Below are 12,346 nucleotides of genomic sequence, written 5' to 3' on the forward strand. Positions count from 1 at the left end.
TGCACTCCTACATTCTAAATATGCCAAATTGGGTGTCTTCGATAGGCTTGTTAAGCGCCGCTGAAAGCGATAGACCAAGCACTAATCGCGTATCCGCTGGGTCAATAACGCCATCATCCCAAAGCCTTGCAGACGCATAGTATGGATGTCCTTGTTTTTCGTACGTATCGATAACAGGTTGTTTAAATGCCTTTTCTTCTTCTGCAGACCATGATTCGCCTGAGCGCTCTTTTTGGTCGCGCTTAACCTGAGCGAGAACGCCCGCAGCTTGTTCACCACCCATTACAGAAATTCGAGCGTTTGGCCACATGAAAAGGAAGCGTGGGTCATAGGCTCTGCCGCACATACCGTAGTTACCTGCTCCGAAACTTCCGCCGATAAGCACTGTGAGCTTTGGCACATTCGCACATGCAACGGCGGTTACCATTTTTGCGCCGTGTTTTGCGATACCGCCGTGCTCGTATTGCTTACCGACCATAAAGCCTGTGATGTTTTGCAAAAACACGAGAGGGATTTTTCGCATGGCGCATAGTTCGACAAAATGAGCACCTTTAAGCGCGCTTTCACCGAAAAGTATGCCGTTGTTAGCCACAATGCCTACGGGGAAACCGAAAATGCGCGCAAAACCACAAACCAAGGTTGTGCCGTAAAGCGGTTTGAACTCATCAAAGTCTGAGTCATCCACAATACGCGCAATGATTTCTCTTACATCGTATGTCTGACGACTATCAGCAGGCACAATACCGTAAATTTCTTTGGTGTCGTAGCGTGGAGGTTTTACCTCGGCCACATCTAGGCATTCTGGCTTCTTTCGGTTTAGTCTGGAGACAGCATTACGCGCTAGTGAGAGTGCGTGGTGGTCGTTGTTGGCAAGATGGTCGGCAACGCCCGAAATTCGAGTATGAACGTCACCGCCGCCAAGCTCTTCTGCGGTAACCACTTCACCTGTTGCAGCTTTAACAAGCGGTGGGCCGCCCAGAAAAATAGTCGCTTGTTCTTTAACGATAATGCTTTCATCAGCCATGGCGGGAACATAAGCACCACCAGCTGTACAGGAACCCATTACTACCGCAATTTGAGGAATATTCTTAGCAGACATATTCGCTTGATTAAAAAAGATGCGACCAAAGTGCTCTCTATCTGGGAATACATCATCTTGGCGAGGTAAGTTAGCGCCACCTGAATCTACTAAGTAAATACAAGGTAGGTTATTTTGCTCTGCGATAGTCTGAGCGCGAAGGTGCTTTTTCACGGTAAGGGGGTAGTACGTCCCGCCTTTTACAGTGGCATCGTTAGCTACAATCATACACTCGATACCTGCAACAATACCGATACCGGCAACGACTCCGGCACAAGGTACGTAGTCTTCGTAGACTTCCCATGCTGCCAGTTGGCCTATTTCCAGAAAGGGCGTGTCTGGGTCAATCAGTGCGTTGATTCGGTCGCGAGGTAGAAGTTTTCCTCGAGACACGTGGCGCTCCGCCGCTTTTTCACCGCCACCTTGGCATATTTGTTCTATTTTTTCGAGGAGATCATTTACCTGAGCCTGCATGTGTTCAGCATTTGCGATAAATGTTTCGGATTTCGTATTTATACTTGAGCGAAGAACGGGCATAACCCCTCCTTGTGTTGGGCCTAGGCGACGGCTGTCGCGTTAGCCACTAGTTAGCAAGATGATTAGCAAGACACCCATGCTAAGCGCTTTCGCTGCGGTGGGTGTCTTCGCATTTCATTAGCCTATTAATAAAGTTCAGCTTTTCTAAATCTACTTTAAATAGAGTAGGGTGGGTGTCCTTCTAACTTCTATAACACAGGGAATGCCTAAGCTTTCCCTGTTTCAAACGAAGTTTGTTTCCACCCAGAACTCCGTATTACTTCGATTCGTTAAATAGCTCGCGGCCTATAAGCATTCGGCGAATTTCAGACGTTCCTGCGCCAATTTCATAAAGCTTGGCATCACGTAATAATCGTCCCGTCGGGTATTCGTTGATGTAGCCATTACCGCCAAGTAGCTGAATAGCATCCAGCGCCATTTTGGTTGCTAGTTCCGCTGAATAAAGGATAGCGCCTGCAGCATCTTTTCGCGTTGTTTCACCGCGATCGCATGATTGTGCAACTGTGTAAACATACGCGCGTGCAGCATTCATTTGCGTATACATGTCAGCTACTTTGCCTTGCACTAACTGGAATTGACCAATTGATTGGCCAAACTGCTGACGGTCGTGAATGTAAGGTACTACGATATCCATGCACGACTGCATAATGCCAAGCGGGCCGCCTGATAAAACAAGGCGTTCGTAATCTAGGCCACTCATAAGTACGCGAACACCTTCGCCTTCTTTTCCAAGAATGTTCTCAGCTGGTACTTCGCAATCTTCGAAAACTAATTCACAGGTATTAGAAGAGCGCATACCTAGTTTGTCGAGTTTCTGTGCGCGGCTGAAGCCAGGGAAATCGCGCTCTACGATAAACGCTGTGATCCCTCTTGGCCCTGCGTTAGGGTCGGTCTTCGCGTAGATAACAAATGTATGTGCATCAGGACCGTTTGTGATCCACATCTTGTTGCCGTTAAGGATGTATTTGTCGCCGCGTTTTTCAGCCTTCAATTTCATGCTAACAACGTCCGAACCAGCATTAGGTTCACTCATTGCCAGTGCACCAATATGCTCACCGCTTACTAACTTAGGCAGATACTTTTCACGCTGGGCATCATTACCGTTTTTAAAAATCTGGTTAACACAAAGATTCGAATGCGCGCCATAGCTCAAACCGATACCACCTGACGCGCGGCTAACTTCTTCCATTGCGATAGTATGCGCCAGGTAGCCCATATCAGAGCCACCATATTGTTCTGAAACAGTAACGCCCAATAGGCCCATATCACCAAGTTTTGTCCACAATTGGTTTGGGAATTGGTTGTCTGCGTCTGCTTGTTCAGCAAGAGGAGCAATCTCATTTTGTGCAAATTGATAGACCTGATCACGTAACATCTCGATGTCTTCGCCAAGTCCAAAATTTAAAGTAGGGTAGGAGGTGTTCATGCGATATTTCCTCGTTTGAGTTCTGCGAGTTCTTCACGGCAACGTGCTTCAACATCATCCAGTTCAGTCATTAACATCTGGATGTCTTCTAGCTGCTGTTTAAGCACCGCTCTTTTCTGTTCAGTCATTTCGAGCATGGCTTCTAACTGAATAGCCGAATTGGGGTTGGTGTCGTACATGTCGAACAGTGTTTTGACTTCAGCAAGGGAAAATCCTAGTCGCTTTCCTCGCAAGATCAGCTTTAAGCGCACTCTATCTTTGTTCAGATAAACGCGATTTTGTCCCGTTCTTGACGGTGACATTAGGCCTTGTTCTTCGTAAAAACGAATTGAACGAGGAGTAATGTCAAACTCTCGAGCGAGTTCGCCTATTGCATATGTTGTTTCGTCGTCGTACTTGCTCATTACACGTACCTTGTATTTCAGCGCTGTTTAACACCCTTGTTTTGACGTGGGTGTCTTTGTAATTAAATTCTCTGTAGTAGGTTGGGTGTCATTGCAATAGCACTATCGTCTTAAGGTAGATGGTTTTGTATACCGCTATATTAAAACGTAGTGTTTGGTTGACACATACTTAGTACAGGTTTACGTTAACGTTAATTACATTTTACGTTAAGGTAAAGTAACATTTTGCTAACGTCAATTTTTCATGGTGAAGGCAAGACGTTGTAGCTGTTAGGGGTGTTTACTTTTGTATACATCTACGTAGCTTTCTTCACTTAACTCTATAATTTAAATGAATTTTAAGGGCAAGGTTATGAGTAACGAATCAGTAGTTATTGTCGCGGCTAAGCGCACACCAATGGGTGGTTTCAACGGTAATTTGTCTTCGCTTGCTGCGACCAAACTTGGAGAAGTTGCGATTAAAGCAGCCTGTGAAGCGATGGATGTCTCTGTAATTGATGAAGTCATCATGGGGTGTGTATTACCTGCTGGTCTTGGTCAATCTCCAGCGCGACAAGCGTCACTGGGTGCGGGGCTTCCGCTAAGTGCAGGTGTGACTACAATCAACAAAGTATGTGGCTCGGGCTTAAAAGCGGTAATGATGGCCCACGATTTAATTAAAGCAGGTAGTGCGACAGCAGTCGTGGCGGGTGGAATGGAAAGCATGAGTAATGCGCCATACATGTTGCCTAAAGCTAGAACTGGATATCGTATGGGTCATGGTCAAGTACTTGATCATATGATGTTAGACGGTCTAGAAAATTCCTATGACGGCAAAGCAATGGGCTGCTTCGCACAGGATACTGCTGATGAAGAAAATATTTCTCGCGGTGAAATGGATGAGTTTGCTCTAAGCTCGCTTTCCAAGGCACATGAAGCAATAAACAGCGGAACTTTCGTCGATGAAATAGTACCTGTTACAGTTTCTTCTCGTAAGGGCGATACTGTTGTTGATACCGATGAAGGCCCAGGTTCCGCTCGCCCTGAAAAAATTCCAACACTAAGACCAGCTTTCAAAAAAGACGGTACGGTCACGGCTGCTAACTCAAGCTCAATCTCGGATGGAGCAGCGGCACTGGTTGTAATGAGCGAAAGCAAAGCAAATGAACTTGGTCTAGCACCGCTTGCGCGCGTGGTTGCTCACGCTACAAATTCTATTGAACCTGAAAACTTCACCGTTGCGCCTGTTGGCGCTATGGAAAAAGTGCTGGATAAAGCAGGTTGGACGAAAGAAGAAGTCGATCTTTTCGAAATTAACGAAGCATTCGCCATGGTAACTATGTTGGCAGTCAAGAAGCTTGGACTAGATGAAAGTAAAGTAAACGTAAAAGGTGGCGCTTGTGCATTGGGTCACCCAATTGGAGCCTCTGGTGCACGCATTTTGGTAACACTACTTCACGCGCTTAAGCAACGCGGTGGTCGCAAAGGTATCGCATCTTTATGTATTGGTGGTGGTGAGGGTGTAGCGCTTGCCGTTGAAATGCTCTAAGCCGCTATAGCTATAGATGGCAAATATGTAAAATATTTAATCACGGAGCCTAATCACATTGATTTCGCTCTGTGGTTCAATATAAAGAAAAATACAAAAGCATGAAGACAGTGACTTACGTTATCAATTCTATAGCCCTTGCGGTTGCCCTATCCACTCTAACGCTTGTTGCGAAAGTCCAAGCTGACTCATCGTTTTCAGTAAACTCGACTTACGCAGACACCCACGATAACAATGGCACTCACTACGAGGAATCACGTCCTTTATCGAGTAATGAAGACACCCACGATGACTTAACTCTGTCTGTGCTTCACGAAGCTCAATCAACCGTTGATGGTTCTGACGACGCTGTTTCGGATGACACCCACACTAACGAAGAAAAAAAGACTTCGGATGACACCCATGCCAACAGTGCCCATGCCAACAATGAATCGTCAGCTATTTACCCCAAGAAAATAAGCCAGGTGCCTTATTCAGCGTTGGGTGTCTTGCCAACAAGCGAAGCTGATGAACAATTCAGCTACGGCGATGATCCACTACAAACGATTTACACTTGGCATGGACGTTCGTCTACGAACGGAATGTATGCTGATAAAGCGTTAATATTTATTCACGGTGGGTGTTGGCTTAATGCCTACGGTTACGAACATGCGAAAGGGATGTACCATGCTTTAGCAGAGCTTGGAATGGGTGTCTACGTAACAGAGTATCGGCGTGTAGGTGATAAAGGTGGTGGTTGGCCCGGTAGTTTAGACGACGTGACACAAGCAATAAGTACAGCCTTAAAACGAATAGAGAACGAAGGGCGCTACACTAACATTTACATTGCGGGGCATTCTGCTGGTGGGCACTTAGCTTTGCTTGCTGCGCAACGCCTTTCTTCGTCATCCTTGAACTTATCGCGCGCAAACATAAAACGAATTATCGGGTTAGCGGCAATTACGGACATCCAGTCCTATGCCATGGGCCATAACAGCTGCCAGTCGGCTACAGCGAAATTCATGAATGGTATGCCTGAAGATGTTCCAACCTCGTACCAAAGGGCGACACCACGCCCAACCCATGGCAGTTTGCCAATTACACTACTCCAAGGCGATGCTGATAGTATTGTGCCAGCGCGCCACGCTGTATTATCTGGAACCAACCAAAAAATAATTAAAAATGGTGGCCATTTCGATTGGCTTCACCCTGAATCAACATCCTTTGATGCTTTACTTGAGGTTATTAGTGAACATGATGAATAAGGTTTTTTCAGCTGAACAACTTGATATTAAAGATCCACTCCGTGACAAGGCGCAGGCGTTTTCGCTTCCCGCTAATACGGTCTATTTAGACGGCAATTCGTTAGGGCCTCTGCCTAGGGCAGCGAAACAGCGAGCTGACGAAGTTGTCAGTGAACAGTGGGGAAAGGGGCTCATTACAAGCTGGAACAAGCATCAGTGGATCCATCTACCTCAAATAGTGGGTGATAAGATTGGCGGCTTGATTGGCGCTAAAAGTGGCCAAGTTATTTGTTGTGACTCCATTTCTATTAATCTGTTTAAAGTATTAAGTGCGGCGTTAAAAATGCAGCCAACTCGCAAGGTAATAGCGACTACCCGCGATAATTTTCCTACCGATATATACATGGTGCAAGGCCTGCTTGACTTACTAGGCAGCGATTACAGTATTCGCTATGTTGACGAAGCATCCATTGGGTCACAGCTAACCGATGATATTGCCGTTCTGATGCTGACACAGGTAAATTTCAGAAGTGGCAACAAACTCGATATGCAAACCATTACCGAGCAAGCCCATCAAAAGGGTATTTTAACTTTGTGGGATTTAGCACACAGTGCTGGAGCATTTCCTGTCAGCCTAGACGCATGTAATGTGGATTTTGCAGTCGGCTGTACCTACAAATATCTAAATGGCGGCCCTGGCGCGCCAGCGTTTATCTATGTCGCTAAACGACATCAAGCACAGTATCAACAACCTTTGTCTGGTTGGATGGGGCACAGCTCGCCTTTCTCATTTTCTCCTGATTACGCTGGCGACAATTCCGTGAAGCAAAACTTGTGCGGTACGCCAGGAATTATTGGAATGAGCATTTTAGATGCGGCATTAGACGTTTTTGAAGATGTATCACTTAAAGCTATTGATGAAAAATCCAAAAAGCTACAGGCATTTTTCATCGCTGAAGCCAAGCGTGCAGGCCTTCTGGACAAGTTTTCCATTGTAAGCCCCAGTATTGATGATCGAGGTAGTCAGCTTGCTTTTGCTCACGACCAAGCTTACGCCATTTGCCAAGCGTGGATCGCTGAGGGGGTGATTGCAGATTTCCGTGCACCAAATATTCTGCGAATAGGTTTTGCGCCATTGTATTTAAGTTTCGTCGATATTGAAAAAGCGGTGGCAAGCCTGACCGAAATTATGATTGAAAAGCGCTATGAAAACGATGAGTTTCAGCAAAGACAGAGCGTTACCTAGCTGAAAAGCGACATTATCAGCTAAATAATTGCATTTTTTGAATTTACGCTTAATACTTCGCGGTTGTCATCGATATCTTCACATGTTTTGGGTGTGCAGTTGAAAAAAATAAGAAAATATCTGCTTTGTACCATGTTGTTTGTAGGAGCGAGTTGTTTTAGCGCGCTCCTACAAGCAGAAGCTGGTCAAAAGGCGGCATCTGAACAATCTAATAATGTAACGTACTGTATAGATCCTAACTGGGCGCCTTACGAAGCAATCAGAAACGGTATTCATGTGGGTATTTCTGCCCAATATATGCAGCTTATTGCTGAAATATCTGAGTTAACGTTTACCCTAGTGCCCACTGAGAGCTGGCAACAGAGCCTAGAGTACGTTCAGCAGGGGAAGTGCCAAGTTATCCCCATGCTAAATACTTCCGACTATCGGAAGCAGTTCCTCGACTTTAGCGTGCCGTATTTTGAAGCGCCCAATGTGCTGGTGGCTAAGTCTGGAATGCCAATGATACAAGGCTATGCTGGAGTGGGAAATCGAGTAGTAGGGATTGTTCAGGGTTATCGCCAAGTTGAATATATTTCACGTCACTATCCCGGGTTACGTTTAAAGCTTATTCCGTCTGAAGAAGAAGGGCTAAAGCAGCTGGCGAATGATGAGTTTGATGTAATGGTGGGCTCATTAATGAGCGTGAATATGCACATCAATAACTTAAAACTGAAAGACCTCAATATTGTTGGTTACGCCGAGCCCTTCGACTCATTAGCTTTTGGTGTGAACAAAACCTATGGCCACCTGGTGGACAAGCTTAACTTTGCCATTGAGCGGATTCCAGAAACGAGAAAGGTAGAAATTTATAAGCAGTGGAATAATGTCCAAGTTCGCTATAGTCGTAACTATGTCGTTATGGTTTTGAGCACCGCGATTGTCATTTTAGTTTTCTTGCTTTTTACTTTTAGAAATAGAAACGTTAGCGGCTACAAGCGTATTATTAACCAGAAAAACGAGGAAATAGGTGCGTTACAAGCAACCTTGTTAGAAAAGAACAAGACCCTTGCTTTTTTGTCTGCTCACGACACGGTAACGGGGCTATATAACCGCAATCATATGATCCAGCGTGCGGAAGAAGAAATCTCACGTTTCCATCGATTTCACACTACGGCTTCGTTAATTGTTATCGAACTAACCCCTGTAAGCGATGACAGAGATTCAATTGAGCCCTCGGCTAAAGAAGAGGCGCTAAAAGCCGTGGCAACGAATTGTCTAAATACCGTTCGAGAAGTCGATGTTGTTTCGCGTTTTAGCGGTGAACAGTTCATTATCTTGTGCCCTCAAACCGAGTTAAACGCAGCTAAAAACCTTGCAGACAGATTGTTAGACTGCATTTCTACCCATCACTCGCTTGTCGAGAGCTTTAAAACGGCCATGGGTTTATCTGAGCTCAGGGAGTCTGAGGAATTCACAGAGTGGTTTGAACGCACCATGAAGGCACTGTACCAGTCAAGGCGCCAAGGGTATGGCAACGTAACCGTGGCACAGTAACTTCAGTGAACTAGTTCGGTTAAATTAAAGGGTCGTAGTGCCATTGGTGCGAATCGTAACGAATTTGCGCCCTGTCGTATTCTCGCTCAGAACGCCAGTTTCGGTTATTAAGCTTCGCCGAGACCCCGGGATAAAGGCGTTTGTTTGCGATAAGTTTTATATCAGACTGGTAGTTTTCTTTCGCTGCTTTGACGTCGTTGGCTTTATTTTCAAGCCACTCCAGCAATGCGCTCTCATTATTAAAAAGCTCTAAGGCTTCAGCTACTTTACGTTGAAGCTCTTTAGGCACTTTCTTACCTTGAATTAGGTTAATCTTTTCTTTGTGCTTAAGATTGTTTTCGCGAATTTGCTTCAACAATTCATCTAAAGAGTCTTTGCGCTCTAACAGTTGGTTAAAGCCCGGGCTAAAATCAACTTTCAACGTACTGCCAGATACAGCGCCTAAAGTGCCAGCTTCAACGCGATCTTGGCTGATAATGTCACAAGCAAATAGATTTCCCATGGGCTTATCAATTTGTCCAACTATGACTGCGCCGCCGCAACGCAGGCGACTATACGCCAACTGACGACCAACGGTAATATTACCGCTACATTGTATATCAATGCCTTGACCGTGTTGAACGTGGATACTGCCGGCTGCGACTAGTTGGCATTGGAATTCACCTTGGGTATCGTTAACTTTTCCCATCGCGCCTTCGGTAATGATGATGTCGCCGCCAGACTCGATATACGCCGACTCCACAAAGCCGTTAATGGTTACATCACCAGCGGCCTTGATTTGCATTTTCTCTGTAACGTCGCCGTTTACCAATACTGCACCTTCGTAATTCACGTGCCCAGAGCCAACGTTCACGCCGCTACAAATGAAGGTGTCGTCAATGTTCATTATCTGGTCTCGGTATTTCGGCATACCAGAAATTGCAGATATTAATAAATTGGCGTCGCTGTCGGACACCACGGTGCCGCTGCCCATTTTAAAGTTAACCCATTCGCCCGCAACGGCTGGAATTTTATTCCCTTTGATATCGAAGCCAGAACGGCCCTGAGTTGGCTCGGTTCTTCTCAGCACAGGCGTGTTCACTTTAACGCAAATAACTTCGCCTAAATTACGCATGTCCACGCGCTCGCCATCACCCGTCTGGGGTTTTAACACCCTTTCAAGTGCGTTTGGTACTAGAGGAATAAACTTTGAGTTTTTGCCATTTCTAGCTGGTAGGCCCTTCGCGACAATTTGTTCTAATACTGTGCCTGGAGGAGACTGCCTTGCTTGGGTAAGCATAGATTCAATGGTTTTGGTGCTTAAGCCACGAATGATTCTGTTTTTTACTGCTAAAGATTTAACGGTACTTAATGAGGGAAGTTTACCGCCAAAGGGTGTGGTCAGCACAAGGTTCGCCTGCATCCCATCCTCGGGAATGCGAAATTCAATTTCAGCATTTTTGCGCTCGCCAATGCGTTCCTGAACGACAGTGCTATCACCCGTCTTGAAATAATGATTAGCTGTATCACAGGCCGACTTTAACGCTTTTTCAGAAACATACAGCCGCTTAGTTTCTCCGCTCTCTAGTTGCTTTCTTATTTCCCTACTATCAACTTCTGACGTGAAATCAGAAGGGTTTAACTGTAAGTTAATGTAGGTTCTTGATTTGTCGAAGCTTATTGTTACGCCATTCATAACTTCTTTATTCCCTTGCGCACGTGTATTCTTTTTATCGGCGGCATCTATCGATTACTTGACGTTGACTTGTTCTCGGCCTGTCTATTTTTTTCATGTACTAATTTAAGGCGTTCTAAAACGCCCGTCAAAGGTTTTCAGCATATTGGTAAAGTGCGCGTAAAATGGCCTGCTTCTCAGGATTGTCGCTGTATTCATGCGCCAGTGATTCCAACCGCATCATATAGTTTTCTAATGTGATTGAGCCGTGAAAAGCTGAATCAGTCAAGCGAGCTTGGCGATGATGCTGCCACCTGGTCATTTCATCTGCTGTCAGCGTATTAGGATAATTTCTAGCGCGGTATCGAAATAGCTGCTTTCTGAGCCCTTCGTGCTGTGTTTTTTCACTCAGAGTGGCTAAATCATCGGGCTGTGCTTCAATTACACGCTCACACCACCTTCTGTCTTCTTCATTAAGAAACCCACCACTATATAGCGCGTGATCTATATCCAGTTCACCACTTTGAATGTCGTCATCATAGACATCTACGATTTTAGTGGCGAGTTCGGGCATACTGGCAAGTACTTTGTAATTGTCTAAGCATCGCTCGCGATCCAGTCCTAGTCGCCCGGCATTGTCTTCTGTCATTGCTTTAGCTGTGGTAATAAACGGCGAGCGGTTGACGTGAATGAGCTTAAGCCCTGGTCTTTCTAACGCATCGTCAAATGTATCTGACGGGGCATAAAGCGCCTGTCTAATCTCTTCTGGTGTGTCATTCACTAAACTGTCAATGTCATGCGATAAATCAATAGCGATAAATGCATTGCTGTTGGTTGGGTGCTTTGCCACAGGCATAACCCAAGTGCAACAGCCTTGAGAGGCAGGGAGTTTAGACGAGATATGAAGCAATACCGATGGTTTAGTGAGCTCAATTTGCTGCATAACCGTGTGTTTACTGCGTAACGACAGCGCATAATCGAAAAGACGAGGCTGCTTTTCTTTTATCAGTTTAGCAAGGGCTATTGTGGCGTAGACGTCACTCAAAGCATCGTGAGCGTTTTCGTGGCCAATATTATTAGCAGCAGTTAACGCCTCAAGTTTAAAGCTTGGTGCACCATCTTCTCGGCGTGGCCAATTAATACCATCGGGTCTCAGTGCATAGCACGCTCGCGCTAAATCGATTATATCCCAACGGCTATTGCCATTTCGCCATTCACGTGAATATGGGTCGTAAAAGTTTCTATAAAACAGGTAGCGGGAAACTTCATCGTCAAATCGGATACTATTAAAGCCCACACTACAGGTATTTGGCGTCGACATTTCCTGATAAATTCGCGCGGCAAAGTCAGCTTCGTTAGAACCGTCGCGAATGGTTTGCTGCGGTGTTATGCCGGTCACCAAACACGCTTCTGGATGTGGTAAATAATCATTCGCAATGGCGCTCATGATATTTATGGGTTTACCAATCACATTTAAATCCATATCAGTTCTTACTGCAGCGAATTGGCAGGGGAGATCTTTTTGTGGGCTGGTGCCAAAGGTTTCAAAATCGTGCCACAAAAATGTAGGTGCGTGCATAACCACTATTGCGATGTTAGAGAAATATTGATGGCAGTGTACACCGCGAGAAATTGAATACCAAATGCTGGCGTTAATATGAACAGTGATTTATTTGCTAGCCATCGGCAAGACCTAAAAAAACGCGTTAATCAT

At 45.4% G+C, this 12,346-nt stretch carries 9 protein-coding genes; 4 read left to right on the forward strand and 5 right to left on the reverse strand.

Going from position 1 to position 12,346, the window contains the following annotated elements; all coding sequences use genetic code 11:
• Positions 1-7: 7 nt before the first annotated feature.
• The 3 genes from F0261_RS12785 to F0261_RS12795 all read right to left on the reverse strand — a co-directional run bounded on the left by F0261_RS12785 (position 8) and on the right by F0261_RS12795 (position 3,445).
• A complete protein-coding gene (locus tag F0261_RS12785; RefSeq protein WP_014979069.1) occupies positions 8-1,615 on the reverse strand; it encodes a carboxyl transferase domain-containing protein in 1,608 nt (535 codons plus the stop codon).
• 256 nt (positions 1,616-1,871) lie between these two features.
• The gene (locus F0261_RS12790) at positions 1,872-3,041 is read right to left on the reverse strand and encodes an isovaleryl-CoA dehydrogenase (protein ID WP_014949160.1); all 1,170 of its coding nucleotides are present in this window, start codon (positions 3,039-3,041) and stop codon (positions 1,872-1,874) included.
• The gene (locus F0261_RS12795; RefSeq protein ID WP_014949161.1) at positions 3,038-3,445 is read right to left on the reverse strand and encodes a MerR family DNA-binding transcriptional regulator; all 408 of its coding nucleotides are present in this window, start codon (positions 3,443-3,445) and stop codon (positions 3,038-3,040) included. Before F0261_RS12795 ends, F0261_RS12790 begins: the two co-directional genes overlap by 4 nt.
• Positions 3,446-3,797: 352 nt before the next feature.
• On the opposite strand from F0261_RS12795, the gene F0261_RS12800 reads away from it, so the two are divergent.
• The 4 genes from F0261_RS12800 (at position 3,798) to F0261_RS12815 (ending at position 8,978) form a co-directional block, all read left to right on the forward strand.
• Entirely contained in the window at positions 3,798-4,973 is a 1,176-nt protein-coding gene (locus tag F0261_RS12800; RefSeq protein ID WP_014979071.1) for an acetyl-CoA C-acyltransferase, read from the forward strand.
• Positions 4,974-5,074: 101 nt separating this feature from the next.
• Entirely contained in the window at positions 5,075-6,217 is a 1,143-nt protein-coding gene (locus F0261_RS12805) for a S9 family peptidase (RefSeq protein WP_014979072.1), read from the forward strand.
• The gene (gene kynU, locus F0261_RS12810; RefSeq protein WP_014979073.1) at positions 6,207-7,442 is read left to right on the forward strand and encodes a kynureninase; all 1,236 of its coding nucleotides are present in this window, start codon (positions 6,207-6,209) and stop codon (positions 7,440-7,442) included. Before F0261_RS12805 ends, kynU begins: the two co-directional genes overlap by 11 nt.
• 132 nt (positions 7,443-7,574) lie before the next feature.
• Positions 7,575-8,978 carry a transporter substrate-binding domain-containing protein gene (locus tag F0261_RS12815; RefSeq protein WP_014979074.1) on the forward strand — a complete coding sequence of 468 codons (1,404 nt, stop codon included), beginning with the start codon at positions 7,575-7,577 and terminating at the stop codon, positions 8,976-8,978.
• Positions 8,979-8,997: 19 nt separating this feature from the next.
• Here the strand turns inward: F0261_RS12815 and F0261_RS12820 are convergent, their stop codons facing one another.
• On the reverse strand, positions 8,998-10,653 hold the full coding sequence (locus tag F0261_RS12820; protein WP_014979075.1) for a FapA family protein: 1,656 nt from the start codon (positions 10,651-10,653) through the stop codon (positions 8,998-9,000).
• Positions 10,654-10,780: 127 nt separating this feature from the next.
• Positions 10,781-12,211: an exodeoxyribonuclease I gene (gene sbcB / locus F0261_RS12825; RefSeq protein ID WP_014979076.1), complete on the reverse strand. Its 1,431-nt coding sequence runs from the start codon at positions 12,209-12,211 to the stop codon at positions 10,781-10,783.
• Between the last annotated feature and the right edge of the window lie 135 nt (positions 12,212-12,346).

Origin of the sequence: Alteromonas sp. 07-89-2 (assembly GCF_013113925.1) — a bacterium.
Taxonomy (GTDB): Bacteria; Pseudomonadota; Gammaproteobacteria; order Enterobacterales; family Alteromonadaceae; genus Alteromonas; species Alteromonas macleodii.

Bases quoted from the DNA above. Each gene is read 5' to 3' on its own strand.
- F0261_RS12805 (WP_014979072.1), top strand. From the start codon at position 5,075: ATGAAGACAGTGACTTACGTTATCAATTCTATAGCCCTTGCGGTTGCC.
- F0261_RS12820 (WP_014979075.1), bottom strand. From the start codon at position 10,653: ATGAATGGCGTAACAATAAGCTTCGACAAATCAAGAACCTACATTAAC.
- F0261_RS12795 (WP_014949161.1), bottom strand. From the start codon at position 3,445: ATGAGCAAGTACGACGACGAAACAACATATGCAATAGGCGAACTCGCT.
- F0261_RS12815 (WP_014979074.1), top strand. From the start codon at position 7,575: ATGTTGTTTGTAGGAGCGAGTTGTTTTAGCGCGCTCCTACAAGCAGAA.
- kynU (WP_014979073.1), top strand. From the start codon at position 6,207: ATGATGAATAAGGTTTTTTCAGCTGAACAACTTGATATTAAAGATCCA.
- sbcB (WP_014979076.1), bottom strand. From the start codon at position 12,211: ATGCACGCACCTACATTTTTGTGGCACGATTTTGAAACCTTTGGCACC.
- F0261_RS12790 (WP_014949160.1), bottom strand. From the start codon at position 3,041: ATGAACACCTCCTACCCTACTTTAAATTTTGGACTTGGCGAAGACATC.
- F0261_RS12800 (WP_014979071.1), top strand. From the start codon at position 3,798: ATGAGTAACGAATCAGTAGTTATTGTCGCGGCTAAGCGCACACCAATG.
- F0261_RS12785 (WP_014979069.1), bottom strand. From the start codon at position 1,615: ATGCCCGTTCTTCGCTCAAGTATAAATACGAAATCCGAAACATTTATC.